17 protein-coding genes are annotated in these 16,623 nt (G+C 53.6%); 13 read left to right on the forward strand and 4 right to left on the reverse strand.

Translation table 11 applies throughout. From position 1 onward, the window contains the following. The first annotated feature begins 194 nt into the window (after positions 1-194). Positions 195-1,298 (forward strand): branched-chain amino acid ABC transporter substrate-binding protein, encoded by a 1,104-nt coding sequence (locus LY264_RS01405; protein WP_139157946.1) that lies wholly within the window; start codon positions 195-197, stop codon positions 1,296-1,298. 104 nt (positions 1,299-1,402) lie between these two features. On the opposite strand, the gene panM is transcribed toward LY264_RS01405, so the two are convergent. Then, the gene (panM, locus tag LY264_RS01410; protein WP_003827573.1) at positions 1,403-1,786 is read right to left on the reverse strand and encodes an aspartate 1-decarboxylase autocleavage activator PanM; all 384 of its coding nucleotides are present in this window, start codon (positions 1,784-1,786) and stop codon (positions 1,403-1,405) included. Positions 1,787-2,209: 423 nt separating this feature from the next. Here panM and livK point away from each other — a divergent pair, with 423 nt between their 5' ends. From livK to ugpQ, 11 genes are all read left to right on the forward strand, one after another. Further along, positions 2,210-3,319 (forward strand): high-affinity branched-chain amino acid ABC transporter substrate-binding protein LivK, encoded by a 1,110-nt coding sequence (gene livK, locus LY264_RS01415; protein ID WP_003023433.1) that lies wholly within the window; start codon positions 2,210-2,212, stop codon positions 3,317-3,319. A 61-nt stretch (positions 3,320-3,380) separates the two neighbouring features. Then, positions 3,381-4,307, forward strand: coding sequence for a high-affinity branched-chain amino acid ABC transporter permease LivH (gene livH, locus LY264_RS01420; protein ID WP_003827575.1), 927 nt, complete (start codon positions 3,381-3,383; stop codon positions 4,305-4,307). Next, a complete protein-coding gene (gene livM, locus LY264_RS01425; protein ID WP_048227426.1) occupies positions 4,304-5,581 on the forward strand; it encodes a branched chain amino acid ABC transporter permease LivM in 1,278 nt (425 codons plus the stop codon). The genes livH and livM overlap by 4 nt, the downstream gene beginning before the upstream one ends. Beyond that, positions 5,578-6,345, forward strand: coding sequence for a high-affinity branched-chain amino acid ABC transporter ATP-binding protein LivG (gene livG, locus LY264_RS01430; protein WP_003827578.1), 768 nt, complete (start codon positions 5,578-5,580; stop codon positions 6,343-6,345). The genes livM and livG overlap by 4 nt, the downstream gene beginning before the upstream one ends. A 17-nt stretch (positions 6,346-6,362) precedes the next feature. Continuing rightward, positions 6,363-7,076, forward strand: a complete 714-nt coding sequence (livF, locus tag LY264_RS01435) for a high-affinity branched-chain amino acid ABC transporter ATP-binding protein LivF (protein WP_087050797.1) — start codon at positions 6,363-6,365, stop codon at positions 7,074-7,076. Between the two features lie 100 nt (positions 7,077-7,176). Continuing rightward, positions 7,177-7,458 carry a hypothetical protein gene (locus LY264_RS01440; protein WP_048215382.1) on the forward strand — a complete coding sequence of 94 codons (282 nt, stop codon included), beginning with the start codon at positions 7,177-7,179 and terminating at the stop codon, positions 7,456-7,458. 247 nt (positions 7,459-7,705) lie between these two features. Continuing rightward, entirely contained in the window at positions 7,706-9,022 is a 1,317-nt protein-coding gene (gene ugpB / locus LY264_RS01445) for a sn-glycerol-3-phosphate ABC transporter substrate-binding protein UgpB (RefSeq protein WP_003827583.1), read from the forward strand. A 103-nt stretch (positions 9,023-9,125) separates the two neighbouring features. After that, complete coding sequence (gene ugpA / locus LY264_RS01450) at positions 9,126-10,013, forward strand: sn-glycerol-3-phosphate ABC transporter permease UgpA (RefSeq protein WP_048227425.1); 888 nt, start codon at positions 9,126-9,128, stop codon at positions 10,011-10,013. Continuing rightward, the gene (gene ugpE, locus LY264_RS01455; RefSeq protein WP_048227424.1) at positions 10,010-10,855 is read left to right on the forward strand and encodes a sn-glycerol-3-phosphate ABC transporter permease UgpE; all 846 of its coding nucleotides are present in this window, start codon (positions 10,010-10,012) and stop codon (positions 10,853-10,855) included. The genes ugpA and ugpE overlap by 4 nt, the downstream gene beginning before the upstream one ends. Before the next feature lies 1 nt (position 10,856). Continuing rightward, a complete protein-coding gene (locus LY264_RS01460; protein ID WP_048227423.1) occupies positions 10,857-11,927 on the forward strand; it encodes a sn-glycerol-3-phosphate import ATP-binding protein UgpC in 1,071 nt (356 codons plus the stop codon). Continuing rightward, positions 11,924-12,667, forward strand: coding sequence for a glycerophosphodiester phosphodiesterase (gene ugpQ / locus LY264_RS01465; protein ID WP_048227422.1), 744 nt, complete (start codon positions 11,924-11,926; stop codon positions 12,665-12,667). Before LY264_RS01460 ends, ugpQ begins: the two co-directional genes overlap by 4 nt. Here the strand turns inward: ugpQ and LY264_RS01470 are convergent. Then, positions 12,664-13,104 carry a DUF2756 family protein gene (locus LY264_RS01470; RefSeq protein WP_048215386.1) on the reverse strand — a complete coding sequence of 147 codons (441 nt, stop codon included), beginning with the start codon at positions 13,102-13,104 and terminating at the stop codon, positions 12,664-12,666. The genes ugpQ and LY264_RS01470 overlap by 4 nt on opposite strands. A 118-nt stretch (positions 13,105-13,222) precedes the next feature. Here LY264_RS01470 and ggt point away from each other — a divergent pair, with 118 nt between their 5' ends. Then, complete coding sequence (gene ggt, locus LY264_RS01475; protein WP_003827593.1) at positions 13,223-14,968, forward strand: gamma-glutamyltransferase; 1,746 nt, start codon at positions 13,223-13,225, stop codon at positions 14,966-14,968. Positions 14,969-15,015: 47 nt separating this feature from the next. Here the strand turns inward: ggt and LY264_RS01480 are convergent, their stop codons facing one another. Both LY264_RS01480 and yhhY read right to left on the reverse strand, forming a co-directional pair. Next, positions 15,016-15,900, reverse strand: coding sequence for a hypothetical protein (locus tag LY264_RS01480; protein ID WP_048227421.1), 885 nt, complete (start codon positions 15,898-15,900; stop codon positions 15,016-15,018). Between the two features lie 46 nt (positions 15,901-15,946). After that, the gene (gene yhhY, locus LY264_RS01485; protein WP_048227420.1) at positions 15,947-16,435 is read right to left on the reverse strand and encodes an N-acetyltransferase; all 489 of its coding nucleotides are present in this window, start codon (positions 16,433-16,435) and stop codon (positions 15,947-15,949) included. Positions 16,436-16,623 lie beyond the last annotated feature (188 nt).

Below are 16,623 nucleotides of genomic sequence, written 5' to 3' on the forward strand. Positions count from 1 at the left end.
CTCCTGACGTTTAAGCTTTTTGTCATCAAGTTGTTATCTGCATGTCAAATTTAGCTATTCCAAAATAATAAAAATCGGGTATGTTTTAGCAGAGTATGCTGATAAAGCACGGGTGGCTATCCAATAATCGAAATAAAGTGCTGAACAACAACATCACAACACACGTAATAACCACAATAATGGGGATTGTCAGGATGAATATGAAGGGTAAAGCGTTATTGGCAGGATGTATCGCCCTGTCTTTGAGCAATATGGCGTTTGCTAAGGATATTAAAGTTGCCGTCGTCGGCGCGATGTCCGGTCCGGTAGCGCAGTATGGCGATCAGGAATTTACTGGCGCAGAGCAGGCGATTGCAGATATCAACGCCAAAGGCGGCGTGAAAGGCGACAAACTGGTCATGGTGAAATATGACGATGCCTGTGACCCGAAACAAGCGGTAGCGGTAGCTAACAAAGTGGTCAACGACGGGATTAAATATGTTATCGGCCACCTGTGCTCGTCTTCCACTCAGCCTGCGTCAGATATCTATGAAGACGAAGGCATTCTGATGATCACCCCAGCGGCAACGGCGCCGGAGCTGACCGCGCGCGGTTATAACCTGGTGATGCGTACCACCGGTCTGGATTCCGATCAGGGACCAACCGCTGCCAAATATATCGTTGAAAAAGTGAAGCCGAAGCGCATTGCGATCGTTCACGACAAACAACAGTACGGTGAAGGCCTGGCGCGTTCCGTGCAGGACAACCTCAAGAAAGCCAACGCTGACGTGGTGTTCTTCGACGGGATCACCGCTGGCGAGAAAGATTTCTCTACGCTGGTGGCGCGTCTGAAGAAAGAGAATATCGATTTCGTTTACTACGGTGGTTATCACCCGGAAATGGGGCAGATCCTGCGTCAGTCTCGTGCCGCAGGTCTGAAAACCCAGTTTATGGGACCAGAAGGGGTAGCGAACGTGTCGCTGTCTAACATCGCGGGTGAGTCTGCAGAAGGCTTACTGGTAACGAAACCGAAGAACTACGATCAGGTTCCGGCGAACAAACCGATTGTGGACGCGATCAAAGCCAAGAAACAGGATCCGAGCGGTGCATTCGTATGGACCACTTACGCCGCGCTGCAATCCTTGCAGGCCGGTCTGAACCAGTCTGACGATCCGGCTGAAATTGCCAAATACCTGAAAGCAAACTCAGTGGAAACCGTAATGGGGCCGCTGTCATGGGATGCGAAGGGCGATCTGAAAGGCTTCGAGTTCGGCGTGTTTGACTGGCATGCAAACGGGACGGCGACAGACGCCAAGTAATTGAGTGCCGGGTGGCGGCTTCGCCTTACCCGGCCTACATACTTACCAGGTCTACAACGAGCACTTCGTAGGCCGGATAAGCGTCAGCGCCATCCGGCTTTCTTTTAGCGCTTCTCCCAGCCATTCTCCTGGGCCGTAAACCCTAACGCCTGCATAAACGCGGCCATCACGCTGCGGTCTTCGACGCCGACGTCGGCCATCCACCATGAACTCACGTCAGGGTTTTCCCGGATGACTTCTTCGATCAAATACTGCCCGACGCCGCGACGGCGGGTGATATCGCGTACGCGCAATGAATCTAATGCACCTTGCGTGCCGCTCAGGGTTACGCGAACTGCGCCTAACAGACGCTCGTTAAAGCGTGCGGCGTAGATCCGGTGCGTTTCATCTACGCTTAACGATGAGGCGGAATATTCCGGCCAGATTTTGCCCAGATCAATCTGGTCCTGGTCGCTAAAGTTATCTAAACGAACGATGGTCAGCTTCATTAACAGCATGTCCAAATCACAAAAGATGGAATCAGTGTACCGAAATAATTCGCCCGGATGCTTTCTCTTTTTTATGTGAATAACCAGATTAATAATTTTGTAACAACGGTAATGACAGTTTGAAACCGTAGAGATTGAAAAACAGGCAGAATAATACCCTGGAATGCAGCATTTTATTCGGCTCTTTGTACCGTTATTTTATGCTGACAAACGTGCTTTTTTTTGTTTATCTATAGTGAAAAGCAGAATATTATCTTTTCTTAATCGACTGAAAAATAGAGATTTTAGCCTGATTTTGCTTAAAAAACTGCGCTAAACCATTAATGAGACTGGTAAAAATAGTGTAGTTCAAAAAAAGCACAGACTGCTTTTTAACCACATAAATACAAAATATTAATTACGTCACGAATGGGGATTCAGGTAATGAAACGGAATGCGAAAACAATCATCGCAGGGGTGATAGCACTGGCAATGTCACACGCGGTCATGGCGGAAGATATCAAGGTCGCTGTTGTCGGCGCGATGTCAGGTCCGGTCGCGCAGTGGGGCGATATGGAATTTAATGGCGCACGTCAGGCCATTAAAGATATCAATGCCAAAGGCGGGGTCAAAGGCGACAAACTGGTCGCTGTGGAATATGACGACGCCTGCGATCCGAAACAGGCCGTTGCGGTAGCGAACAAAATCGTCAATGACGGTATTCAGTACGTTATTGGACATCTGTGCTCATCTTCCACGCAGCCCGCATCAGATATCTATGAAGATGAAGGCATTCTGATGATTTCTCCGGGTGCCACAAACCCGGAACTGACCCAGCGCGGTTACGCTCACATTATGCGTACAGCGGGTCTGGACTCCTCTCAGGGGCCGACTGCCGCGAAATACATTCTGGAGAAGGTGAAACCACAGCGTATCGCCATCATTCACGATAAACAGCAATACGGTGAAGGTCTGGCGCGTTCGGTGCAGGACAGCCTGAAAGCGGGCAAAGCCAACATCGTTTTCTTTGACGGTATCACCGCCGGGGAAAAAGATTTTTCTGCGCTGATCGCTCGCCTGAAAAAAGAAAATATCGACTTTGTTTATTACGGTGGCTACTACCCGGAAATGGGGCAAATGCTGCGTCAGGCGCGTTCCGTCGGGCTGAAAACCCAGTTTATGGGACCTGAGGGCGTCGGCAATGCGTCGCTGTCTAATATCGCCGGTGATGCTGCTGAAGGCATGCTGGTAACCATGCCAAAACGCTATGACCAGGATCCGGCGAATAAAGCTATCGTCGATGCGCTCAAAGCTGACAAGAAAGATCCAACCGGACCATACGTGTGGATCACTTATGCCGCCGTCCAGTCATTGGCGACAGCAATGGATCGAAGCGGTAGCAAAGAGCCGCTGGACCTGGTGAAAGATCTGAAAGCACACGGGGCTGATACCGTGATTGGGCCGCTGAAATGGGACGAAAAAGGCGATTTGAAGGGATTTGAGTTTGGTGTCTTCCAGTGGCATGCAGACGGTTCTTCGACCGTCGCGAAGTAATACCTGAAGACGAGTTATCCCACCGCCCGTGCAAAACGGGCGGGTTTAAAAAGGTTACCTTATGTCCGAGCAGTTCCTCTATTTCTTGCAGCAGATGTTTAACGGCGTCACGCTGGGAAGCACCTACGCGCTGATCGCCATCGGTTACACGATGGTGTACGGCATTATCGGCATGATCAACTTCGCCCACGGCGAGGTGTATATGATCGGCAGCTATGTCTCCTTTATGATCATCGCAGCGCTAATGATGATGGGCATCGATTCCAGCTGGCTACTGGTCGCGGCGGGCTTCGTCGGCGCAATTGTGATTGCCAGCGCCTACGGCTGGAGCATTGAACGCGTGGCGTATCGGCCCGTGCGCAGCTCCAAGCGCCTGATCGCGCTGATTTCCGCTATCGGGATGTCCATCTTCCTGCAAAACTACGTCAGCCTGACGGAAGGTTCGCGCGACGTGGCGCTGCCCAGCCTGTTTAATGGCCAGTGGACTGTCGGCAGTAGCGATAACTTCTCTGCTTCCATCACCACCATGCAGTTGGTTATCTGGATCGTAACCTTCCTGGCGATGCTGGCGCTGACGCTGTTTATCCGTTACTCCCGTATGGGCCGCGCCTGCCGTGCCTGTGCCGAAGACCTGAAGATGGCCAGCCTGCTCGGCATTAACACCGATCGCGTGATTGCGCTGACCTTTGTGATTGGCGCAGCAATGGCGGCGGTAGCGGGCGTGCTGCTCGGTCAGTTCTATGGCGTAATTAACCCTTACATCGGCTTTATGGCCGGGATGAAGGCCTTTACCGCGGCGGTACTGGGCGGCATCGGCAGCATTCCAGGGGCGATGATCGGCGGCCTGATTCTGGGCGTAGCGGAAGCGCTCTCCTCTGCTTATCTGAGTACTGAATACAAAGACGTTGTTTCATTCGCGCTGCTAATTCTGGTGCTGCTGGTGATGCCGACCGGTATTCTGGGTCGCCCGGAGGTAGAGAAAGTATGAAACCGATGCATTTTGCAATGGCGCTGCTCTCTGCCGCTATGTTCTTCGTCCTGGCGGGCGTCTTTATGGGCGTTCAGTTAGAGCTGGACGGTACCAAGCTGGTGGTCGATACCGCCGCGGATATCCGCTGGCAGTGGGTATTTATCGGCACTGGCGTGGTCTTTCTTTTCCAACTGCTGCGTCCAGCCTTCCAGAAAGGCCTGAAGAGCGTCTCCGGACCGAAATTTATTCTGCCGGCGATTGACGGCTCCACCGTTAAACAGAAACTGTTCCTGGTGGCGCTGCTGGTGATTGCCGTGGTGTGGCCGTTTATGGTCTCGCGCGGTACGGTGGATATCGCCACGCTGACGATGATTTATATCATCCTCGGCCTCGGCTTAAACGTGGTGGTGGGGCTTTCCGGCCTGCTGGTGCTGGGCTACGGCGGCTTCTATGCCATCGGCGCTTACACCTTCGCGCTGCTGAACCACTATTACGGACTCGGCTTCTGGACCTGTCTGCCGCTGGCGGGACTGGTTTCCGCTGCTGCGGGCTTCCTGCTCGGCTTCCCGGTACTGCGCCTGCGCGGTGATTATCTGGCGATTGTGACCTTAGGCTTCGGCGAAATCGTCCGCATCCTGCTGCTCAACAACACCGAAGTAACCGGCGGTCCAAACGGTATTAGCCAGATCCCGAAACCGACCTTTTTCGGTCTGGAGTTCAGCCGTACCGCCCGTGAAGGCGGCTGGGATACCTTCAGCAACTTCTTTAACGTCAAGTACGATCCGTCTGACCGCGTCATTTTCCTCTATCTGGTGGCGCTGCTGCTGGTGGTCTTCTCGCTGTTTGTTATCAACCGTTTGCTGCGTATGCCGCTGGGTCGTGCGTGGGAAGCGCTGCGTGAAGATGAAATTGCCTGTCGTTCTCTGGGCTTAAACCCTACGCGTATCAAGCTGACAGCCTTTACCATCAGCGCCGCGTTTGCCGGTTTTGCCGGTACGCTGTTTGCCGCGCGCCAGGGCTTCGTCAGCCCGGAATCCTTCACCTTTGCCGAGTCGGCCTTTGTGCTGGCGATTGTGGTACTGGGCGGAATGGGCTCGCAGTTTGCGGTCATCCTCGCAGCTATCCTGCTGGTGGTGTCACGCGAACTGATGCGTGATTTCAACGAATACAGCATGTTAATGCTGGGTGGTTTAATGGTACTGATGATGATCTGGCGTCCGCAGGGCTTGTTGCCGATGACCCGTCCACAGTTGAAGCTGAAAAACGGGGAAGCAAAAGGAGAGCAGGCATGAGTCAGCCATTATTATCCGTTAACGGCCTGATGATGCGCTTCGGCGGTCTGCTGGCGGTAAACAACGTTGAACTGGAACTACGACCGCAGGAGATTGTCTCGTTAATCGGCCCGAACGGCGCGGGGAAAACCACGGTCTTCAACTGCCTGACCGGTTTTTATAAGCCGACCGGCGGGACGATTAAGCTGCGCGACCAGCACCTGGAAGGGCTGCCGGGTCAGCAAATCGCGCGTATGGGCGTGGTGCGTACTTTTCAGCACGTGCGTCTGTTTCGCGAAATGACGGTGATTGAAAACCTGCTGGTGGCGCAACATCAGCAACTGAAAACCGGCGTCTTCTCCGGCCTGTTGAAAACCCCGTCGTTCCGTCGTGCGCAGAGTGAAGCGTTGGATCGCGCCGCCACCTGGCTTGCGCGTATTGGTTTGCTGGAGCATGCCAACCGGCAGGCCAGTAACCTGGCCTACGGCGATCAGCGCCGTCTGGAGATTGCCCGCTGCATGGTGACCCAGCCGGAAATCCTGATGCTCGACGAACCCGCCGCAGGCCTCAACCCGAAAGAGACCAAAGAACTGGACGAGCTGATTGCTGAACTGCGTAACCATCACAACACCACCATTTTGTTGATTGAGCACGATATGAAGCTGGTGATGGGGATTTCCGACCGTATTTACGTGGTGAACCAGGGCACGCCGCTGGCGAACGGGACGCCGGAACAGATTCGTAATAACCCGGATGTTATCCGCGCCTATTTAGGAGAAGCATAATGGGGGCGAGGCATAATATGGATAACGTGATGTTATCGTTCGACAAAGTCAGCGCCCACTACGGCAAGATACAGGCGCTGCACGATGTCAGCTTGTATATCAACCAGGGTGAAATCGTTACCCTGATTGGCGCCAACGGCGCGGGAAAAACCACGCTGCTCGGTACGTTATGCGGCGATCCGCGTGCGACCAGCGGGCGAATTGTCTTTGATGGTAAAGACATTACCGACTGGCAGACGGCGAAAATCATGCGCGAAGCGGTAGCGATTGTGCCGGAAGGGCGTCGCGTGTTTTCCCGCATGACGGTGGAAGAGAACCTGGCGATGGGCGGCTTCTTTGCCGAAAAGGACCAGTTTCAGGAACGCATCAAATGGGTGTATGACCTGTTTCCCCGTCTGCATGAGCGTCGTATTCAGCGTGCGGGAACGATGTCCGGCGGTGAACAGCAGATGCTGGCGATAGGCCGTGCGCTGATGAGCCAGCCGAGGCTGCTGCTGCTTGATGAACCGTCGCTGGGTCTGGCGCCGATTATCATCCAGCAGATTTTTAACACCATCGAACAGCTGCGCGAACAGGGGATGACCATCTTCCTCGTCGAACAGAACGCTAACCAGGCGCTGAAGCTCGCCGATCGCGGCTACGTGCTGGAAAACGGTCATGTGGTGCTGGAAGACACCGGTGATGCGTTACTGGCTAACGAAGCGGTGCGTAGTGCGTATCTGGGCGGTTAATGATTCTCTGAATAGACAAGGGGCCCGCTGTGGCCCCTTTTTATTGCTCTATGTTATTATTGAGAATAGTTATCAATAATAAAATGAACATGGAGAAAGGATGATTCGTTCAGGTACCTGCATGATGATTGGCAGTTTGTTTTTGACGCTTTCATTAACTACCCTGGCCTCAACACCGCCAGCGTTTGACCCGCGCGATCCCGCTATCTGGGAAGAGAAACCGGACAACCCGTTAGCGCAATCCGACTCGCCCTGCGAAGTGTTTACCAGTTCGGTATGCCCAGGCTGGGATGATGATAAATCGGATATCCAACGTGAACGTGAGCGGCGAGAGCAGCAGCGTTTACAGAATGAATATGAGCGACGCTGGCGTCGGGATTAATCTTCCTTGCTGGAGCAGCAGATAACGCCATCCAGGCCGGAGAAGGTATAGCGATATCCGGCTTTGTTGTGCACCACCCCGCATTTTCCTGTCACTACGCTTTCACCGCCTTGCCATCTGTTTGTCGCCTTACTATCTTTTTTTTGTAATAAAAAAGTTATTTTTCTGTCATTCGAGCATGTCATGTTACCCCCGCGAGCATAAAACGCGTGATATCGCGCATCCGGCACAACAAGAGAGATAACCGATGATATCGTTACGACATACAGCTTTAGGACTGGCACTTAGCCTGGCATTTGCAGGTCAGGCACTGGCGGTCACCACTATCCCGTTCTGGCACTCAATGGAAGGCGAACTGGGTAAAGAAGTTGATTCACTGGCGCAACGTTTTAATGCAGCCAATCCCGACTACAAAATTGTTCCGCAGTACAAAGGCAACTACGAGCAGAGCCTGAGTGCAGGAATTGCCGCTTTCCGTACCGGAAACGCGCCTGCGCTGCTGCAGGTTTATGAAGTGGGCACGGCAACCATGATGGCCTCAAAAGCCATTAAACCGGTCTATGAAGTATTCAAAGAGGCTGGCATTAACTTCGATGAGTCTCAGTTCGTACCGACCGTTTCCGGTTACTACACCGACTCTAAAAGCGGACACTTGCTCTCCCAGCCGTTTAACAGCTCCACTCCGGTGCTGTACTACAACAAAGATGCCTTCAAAAAAGCCGGTTTAGACCCTGAGCAGCCGCCGAAAACCTGGCAGGATCTGGCGGAGTACACCGCGAAGCTGAAAGCCGCAGGAATGAAGTGCGGTTACGCCAGCGGCTGGCAGGGATGGATTCAGATTGAAAACTTCAGCGCCTGGAACGGTCTGCCGGTAGCAACCAAAAACAACGGTTTTGACGGTACTGACGCGGTGCTGGAGTTCAATAAACCGGAACAGGTGAAACACATCGCTCTGCTGGAAGAGTTGAACAAAAAAGGTGATTTCAGCTACTTCGGGCGTAAGGACGAATCCACTGAGAAGTTCTACAACGGGGATTGTGCCATTACCACCGCCTCTTCCGGTTCGCTGGCCGACATCCGCCACTACGCTAAATTCAATTATGGCGTCGGGATGATGCCGTACGATGCCGATGTGAAGGGCGCGCCGCAGAATGCGATTATCGGTGGGGCCAGCCTGTGGGTGATGCAGGGTAAAGACAAAGCAACCTACGAAGGCGTGGCGCAGTTCCTCAACTTCCTGGCGAAGCCTGAAATTGCTGCCGAATGGCACCAGAAGACCGGCTATCTGCCGATCACCACCGCTGCCTACGACCTGACCCGTGAACAGGGCTTCTATGAGAAGAACCCTGGGGCTGATATCGCCACCCGCCAGATGCTGAACAAGCCGCCGTTGCCGTTCACCAAAGGACTGCGTCTGGGCAATATGCCGCAGATCCGCACCATTGTGGATGAAGAGCTGGAAAGCGTCTGGACCGGGAAGAAAACCCCGCAGCAGGCACTGGATGCCGCCGTGGAGCGTGGCAATCAGTTACTGCGCCGCTTTGAGCAATCGACCAAGTCTTAAGTGTATAAGTGCCTGATGGCGCTGTGCTTATCAGGCCTACAAGTTTGTAGGCCGGATAAGATGCTTGCACCGCCATCCGGCACCTTCCAGGAAAAGAACCTACATGTCTTCATCCCGTCCGGTATTCCGCTCGCGTTGGCTTCCCTATTTATTGGTGGCTCCGCAGCTGGTTATCACCGTTATTTTCTTTATCTGGCCCGCCGGTGAAGCGTTGTGGTACTCGCTACAATCCGTTGATCCGTTTGGTCTTTCCAGCCAGTTTGTCGGACTGGAAAACTTTGTCGCGCTGTTTCATGACCCGTACTACCTCGACTCATTCTGGACCACCATTAAGTTCAGTACGTTAGTCACGGTAAGCGGTCTGCTGGTGTCGTTATTTTTTGCGGCGCTGGTGAATTACGTGGTGCGCGGCAGCCGTTTTTACCAAACGCTGATGCTGTTGCCCTATGCCGTCGCGCCTGCCGTCGCCGCCGTATTGTGGATCTTCCTGTTTAACCCAGGTCGCGGGCTGATTACCCATTTTCTCGGTGAGTTTGGCTATGACTGGAACCATGCGCAAAACAGCGGTCAGGCAATGTTTCTGGTGGTGTTCGCGTCGGTCTGGAAGCAGATTAGTTACAACTTCCTGTTCTTCTTTGCCGCACTGCAGTCTATCCCGCGGTCACTGATCGAAGCTGCTGCGATTGATGGCGCAGGGCCGGTTCGCCGCTTCTTTAAGCTGGCGCTGCCGCTGATAGTCCCGGTCAGCTTCTTTCTGCTGGTGGTGAATCTGGTTTATGCCTTCTTTGATACCTTCCCGGTGATCGATGCCGCCACGGCGGGTGGACCGGTACAGGCGACCACGACGTTGATTTATAAGATCTATCGCGAAGGCTTTGTTGGGCTGGATCTCTCCGCCTCGGCCGCGCAATCGGTGGTGCTGATGTTCCTGGTCATTATTTTGACGGTGGTGCAGTTCCGCTATGTGGAAAGTAAGGTGCGTTACCAATGATTGAGAACCGTCGTGGGCTGACAATATTCAGCCATGCCATGTTGATTATGGGGATTATGGTGATCCTGTTTCCGCTGTACGTCGCGTTTGTCGCGGCGACGCTGGACAATAAAGCGGTGTTTGAAACGCCGATGACGCTGGTTCCCGGCACGCAGTTGCTGGAGAACATGAAATACATCTGGGTCAACGGTGTGGGCATCAACAGCGCGCCGTTCTGGTTGATGATGCTTAACAGTTTCATCATGGCGTTCAGTATTACTGTAGGGAAAATCACCGTCTCCATGCTCTCCGCATTCGCCATCGTCTGGTTCCGTTTTCCGCTGCGCAACCTGTTCTTCTGGATGATTTTTATCACCCTGATGCTGCCGGTTGAGGTGCGAATCTTCCCCACTGTGGAGGTTATCGCCAACCTGAAAATGCTCGACAGCTATGCGGGTTTGACGCTGCCGTTGATGGCATCGGCTACGGCGACCTTCCTGTTCCGACAGTTCTTTATGACCCTGCCGGATGAGCTGGTTGAGGCGGCGCGAATTGACGGTGCGTCACCGATGCGTTTTTTCCGCGATATCGTGCTACCGCTGTCAAAAACCAATCTGGCGGCGCTGTTCGTGATCACCTTTATCTACGGCTGGAACCAGTATTTGTGGCCGTTGTTAATTATTACCGACGTCAATTTGGGCACTGCGGTGGCGGGTATCAAAGGCATGATCGCCACCGGTGAAGGCACCACGCAGTGGAACCAGGTAATGGCCGCCATGCTGCTGACGCTCATACCTCCGGTAATCATCGTGTTAGCCATGCAGCGCGCGTTTGTGCGTGGTTTAGTGGACAGTGAGAAATAAAATGGCAGGACTCAAACTACAAGCAGTAACCAAAAGCTGGGACGGCAAAACCCAGGTAATTAAACCGCTGACGCTGGACGTCGCGGACGGGGAATTTATCGTGATGGTCGGGCCATCCGGCTGCGGCAAGTCTACGCTGCTGCGGATGGTGGCTGGGCTGGAACGGGTGAGCGGTGGCGATATCTGGATTGATAATAAACGCGTCACCGAGATGGAGCCGAAGGATCGCGGCATTGCGATGGTCTTTCAAAACTACGCGCTCTACCCGCATATGAGCGTGGAAGAAAACATGGCCTGGGGGCTGAAAATCCGCGGGATGGGCAAGGAACACATTGCTGAGCGGGTAAATGAGGCGGCGCGTATTCTCGAGCTAGGTGAGCTGCTCAAACGTCGTCCGCGCGAACTTTCTGGCGGTCAGCGCCAGCGCGTAGCGATGGGGCGAGCGATTGTGCGCGACCCAGCGGTATTCCTGTTCGATGAGCCGCTTTCTAACCTCGATGCCAAGCTGCGCGTGCAGATGCGTCTGGAGTTACAACATCTGCATCGCCGCCTGAAAACCACTTCGCTATACGTGACGCACGACCAGGTTGAAGCGATGACCCTCGCCCAACGGGTGATGGTGATGAACAAAGGCATTGCCGAGCAGGTAGGTACGCCGGTTGAGGTGTATGAAAAACCTGCCAGCCGCTTTGTGGCGAGTTTTATCGGCAGCCCGGCAATGAACCTGCTGGACGGGTGCATCAGTACCTCGGGCACCCATTTTGAACTGGAGGGTGGCATGACGCTACCCATCGGCAGAAGCGCGAGAGAGGCTATTGGGCGTAACATGACGTTGGGTATCCGCCCGGAGCATATTGCGCTAAGCTCGCAGGCCGAAGGCGGCGTGCCGTTGGTCGTTGACACCCTGGAAATGCTGGGCGCAGATAACCTGGCACACGGACGCTGGGGTGAGCAAAAGCTGGTGGTGCGACTGGCGCATCAGCATCGCCCGACGGCTGGCAGCACGCTGTGGCTGCATCTGCCGGAAAATCATCTGCATCTTTTTGATGGCGAAACAGGACAACGCGTATGAGTAACTGGCCTTACCCCCATATTGTCGCCCATCGTGGCGGCGGTAAGCTGGCCCCGGAAAACACCCTGGCGGCGATCGACGTGGGGGCGCGATACGGGCATACCATGATCGAGTTTGACGCTAAATTGTCGAAAGACGGTGAGATCTTCTTACTGCATGACGACAACCTGGAGCGAACCAGCAACGGCTGGGGCGTGGCAGGCGAGCTGAACTGGCAGGATTTATTGCGCGTGGACGCCGGCGGCTGGTTTAGCGGTGAGTTTAAAGGTGAACCGCTGCCGCTGCTCTCGCAAGTGGCCGAGCGCTGCCGTCAGCACGGTATGATGGCGAATATTGAAATTAAACCCACAACCGGCACCGGAACGTTAACCGGCAAAGTCGTGGCGCTGGCCGCGCGGGAACTGTGGGCGGGAATGACGCCGCCACTATTGTCATCCTTTGAAATTGATGCACTTGAAGCGGCGCAGCAGGCGGTACCTGAACTGCCGAGAGGCTTGCTGCTTGATGAATGGCGCGAGGACTGGCGCGAGCTGACCATGCGGCTTGGCTGCGTCTCTATTCATCTTAATCACAAACTGCTGGATGAAGCGCGTGTGGATGCGCTGCGCGATGCGGGGCTACGTATTCTGGTATATACTGTCAACCGACCCCAGCGCGCGGCGGAACTGCTGCGCTGGGGCGTGGACTGCATCTGTACCGATGCCATTGATACGATTGGTCCGGATTTCCAACCTTTTTAAGGCCCAATCGTTTTTAACGGAACGTTAGGCTGCGGCGTGCTGGAGGGCTTCAGCATGTCGCCGTTCTTTTTCTCTGACAGCATATGTTGCTTATTCAGAGAGCTGTCCGGGTTACGGGTTCCACTCAACATCCCACCGTTGCTGTTGGGCAGCATTTGCTGCTGGCTGGGATTCAACTCGCCTGGCTGAGACTGAAGGACCCGCTGGGAGTTGGTGTTAATTTGGTTTTCCAGATGCTGTTGCTGCATACGCGTCTGGGTTTGCAACTGTTGGTTGAGCATCCCTTTCTGCTGAATTTGCTGCGTTTGCATTTGGGTTTGCATACGCTGCTGACTCGGGATCTGATAACCGGGTTGGTTCGGGTTATTCATGGTGTTGATGGGCTGTGCAAAGCCTGCAAACGGCAACAGCATGGCTAAAAGTAAGAGTCGTTTCATCGCTTTTCTCCTCTCGGGGATCTCTTAAGTTTACTCCTTTCTCGCCGTTACGATGATTATTTCAGAGTTATGCACCAGGCTTAGTGGGGGCCGACCCCTATACATCTGGAGAATAACGATGATAAAACCGACGTTTTTACGCCGGGTAGCCATTGCTGCTCTGCTCTCAGGAAGTTGTTTTAGCGTTGCTGCCGCGCCAGCTGCGCCACCGCCGGTATCTTACGGAGTCGAGGAAGATGTGTTCCATCCCGTACGTGCTAAGCAAGGGATGGTGGCCTCTGTGGATGCTTTAGCTACCCAGGTTGGTGTGGACATTCTTAAACAGGGTGGGAATGCCGTTGATGCCGCCGTGGCCGTTGGCTATGCGCTGGCGGTGACGCATCCCCAGGCGGGCAATCTGGGCGGCGGTGGTTTTATGCTGCTGCGTACCAAAGACGGTAACACCACAGCGATCGATTTTCGTGAAATGGCGCCTGCTGGCGCGACCCGTGACATGTTCCTTGATGAGCAGGGCAACGCCGATGCGAAAAAGTCGCTGACGTCGCATCTGGCATCCGGTACGCCGGGTACCGTGGCGGGATTCTCGCTGGCGCTGGAGAAATACGGCACGATGCCGCTAAACAAAGTGGTGCGCCCGGCGATGAAGCTGGCGGAAGAGGGCTTTGTGGTTAATGACGCGCTGGCCGACGATCTGAAAACCTATGGCAGCGAAGTGCTCCCTAATCACGAGAATAGCAAAGCCATTTTCTGGAAGGACGGCGAGCCGCTGAAAAAGGGCGACAAGCTGGTGCAAAAGAATCTGGCGAAAAGCCTGGAAATGATTGCCGAAAACGGCCCGGATGCGTTTTATAAAGGGGCTATTGCCGATCAGATAGCCGGGGAAATGCAGAAGAACGGCGGGCTGATGACCAAAGAGGATTTAGCCAGCTATAAAGCCGTGGAGCGCACGCCGATCAGCGGTGACTATCGCGGGTATCAGGTCTTCTCCATGCCGCCGCCGTCCTCTGGCGGTATTCACATCGTGCAGATCCTCAATATTCTCGAAAACTTCGATATGAAGAAGTACGGGTTTGGCAGCGCCGATGCTATGCAGGTTATGGCTGAAGCGGAGAAATATGCTTACGCCGACCGTTCAGAATATCTGGGCGACCCGGATTTTGTGAAAGTGCCGTGGCAAGCGCTGACCAACAAAGCTTATGCTAAAACGCTTGCCGATCAGATTGATATCAACAAGGCTAAGCCCTCCAGCCAGATCAAACCTGGCAAGCTCGCCCCGTATGAAAGCAACCAGACTACGCACTTCTCGGTAGTGGATAAAGACGGCAATGCCGTGGCGGTAACGTATACCCTGAATACCACCTTCGGGACCGGCATCGTGGCGGGTAACACCGGTATTCTGCTGAATAACGAAATGGATGATTTCTCCGCTAAGCCAGGCGTGCCGAACGTTTATGGACTGGTGGGCGGTGATGCTAACGCGGTTGGGCCGAAGAAGCGTCCGCTGTCATCGATGTCGCCGACTATCGTGGTAAAAGACGGGAAAACCTGGCTGGTTACCGGCAGCCCAGGTGGAAGCCGAATCATCACTACCGTACTGCAAATGGTGGTCAACAGCATTGATTTCGGGATGAACGTCGCCGAAGCGACCAACGCGCCGCGTTTCCATCATCAGTGGTTGCCGGATGAACTGCGTATCGAGAAGGGCTTTAGCCCGGATACAATCAAGCTGCTGGAGCAAAAAGGACAGAAAGTAGCGTTGAAAGAGGCGATGGGCAGCACGCAGAGCATTATGGTTGGACCGGATGGCGCACTGTATGGCGCTTCTGACCCGCGTTCCGTGGATGATTTAACGGCGGGGTACTAAGAATAATGGCCTACAGCATTCTGAACGATGTAGGCCTGACTGGTAGGTTATGGCGCATATCGCTGCAGTGATTCGGACCAGCGGAATATTTGGCTGCTTTTATCCTGTAGGCTAACGCGCTCTAAGTCATAAAATCCGTGCGTCTTTGCCGAGCGCATTTTGAGAATGTACTTACTTTCGCTGATGTCGTGCTGCCTTGTGCCGTCTTTATTCCAGTCTCCGGCAATGTCTGAATAGTAATAAACAAGGTCAGAAAACACGTTGATTATTTTGCTGTCTTTGATGGTGTAGAGTTCCAGCACTTCATAAAATGCGCCGCCGCCGGAGTAGGCATCGGAGTATCCACCCCGTACCCCGAATGCCAGGGTATCGGGTGCTATCCGGTACGGTGCCAGATCCAGCTTTGTATAATAAGCCAGCGGTCTGACGGACTCATCATCGCTCTCTTTTTCAGCGGCTTTATTCCACTCTGAGAGCTGGTTTAACGGTCTTTCCGAGCGTACAATCGGCGTTAGCTGTGGATTCTGCCAGGAAAAAACGCCGAGATATAATTTATTAGCGCGCCCGTTGCTGTAGTTTTCCGGGCAGGTGTAATCCGCGTATTTTTTTGCTTGCTCGGCGTCAGCCTTATTATCGGCAAAACAGGCAATGCCAATATATTTACCGTCTTTTCCCCAAGATTTAGCACCAGTCAGGATCAGGTTGTCAGGATCTTCATTCGGTGCAACCCAGGCAATCCACTGCTTTTCAGATAAGCCCTGAGGAAGCTCACCAAATCCTTTCACAGGGGTTGATCCTGCCATTTGCTCAGCAAAAATCTGTTTACCTTCAGTATGTTGGATAGCACTGGGTATGGAATCGAGATTTTGTACAGTAGTGGCAAAAGCAGGGGAGAGCGAGGCCAGCAAAACCAGGGGAAGAAACTTTTTCACTATTGCGTCCTTTCAATAATCAGGGCGATATGACTCGCCCTTAAATTTATTTCACGCGCGCCATAAAGTAGGCATCAACGTACTCACCGTTGCGCAGGCCGTATTTCTTACCGGTGCCTTCGATTTCAAAGCCGTACTTCTTATAGACTGCTACCGCAGGCTCATTATCAACAAATACCGTCAGCTCAATGCGCTCGACGCGCAGCCAGTTGTCGCACATGTCGATCATCGTACGAATCAGCGCACTGGCAACGCCACGATTGTGCCACCTGGCATCCACGCAGATACCAAAATCGGCCACGTGGCTGCGGCGCGGACGCTGCGCGACCTCAATACAGAGATGCCCCACGACGATATCGTCAATGCAGGCAACCAGCTGTTTGACACCGGTTTGCTCGGTTAGCCGCGCTTGCCACATTTCGAGGGAAGGATGAGGAACCTGTAGCGTGTTGTGGTACACCTCCGGCTGGGCGTGGATCTGACGAATTGCGTCGTAATCTTTCGGTTCAGCGTGGCGTATCACTATCTCACTCATTCCTTATCTCCTGCAGGGTTAATTGTGCATTTACACTCGCTGAGAAAGAAAAATCCGTCAACTGCATTTTTTTGCAAAAAGAAGTAGACAAGTGCGAATGAGAATGATTATTATTGCTCTGCGTTCAGGGGAACCCCTACGGAGAACCTGAAAGCACGACATTGCTCACATTGCTTCCAGTATTACTT

It is taken from the genome of Citrobacter portucalensis (genome assembly GCF_023374935.1).
GTDB lineage: Bacteria > Pseudomonadota > Gammaproteobacteria > Enterobacterales > Enterobacteriaceae > Citrobacter > Citrobacter portucalensis.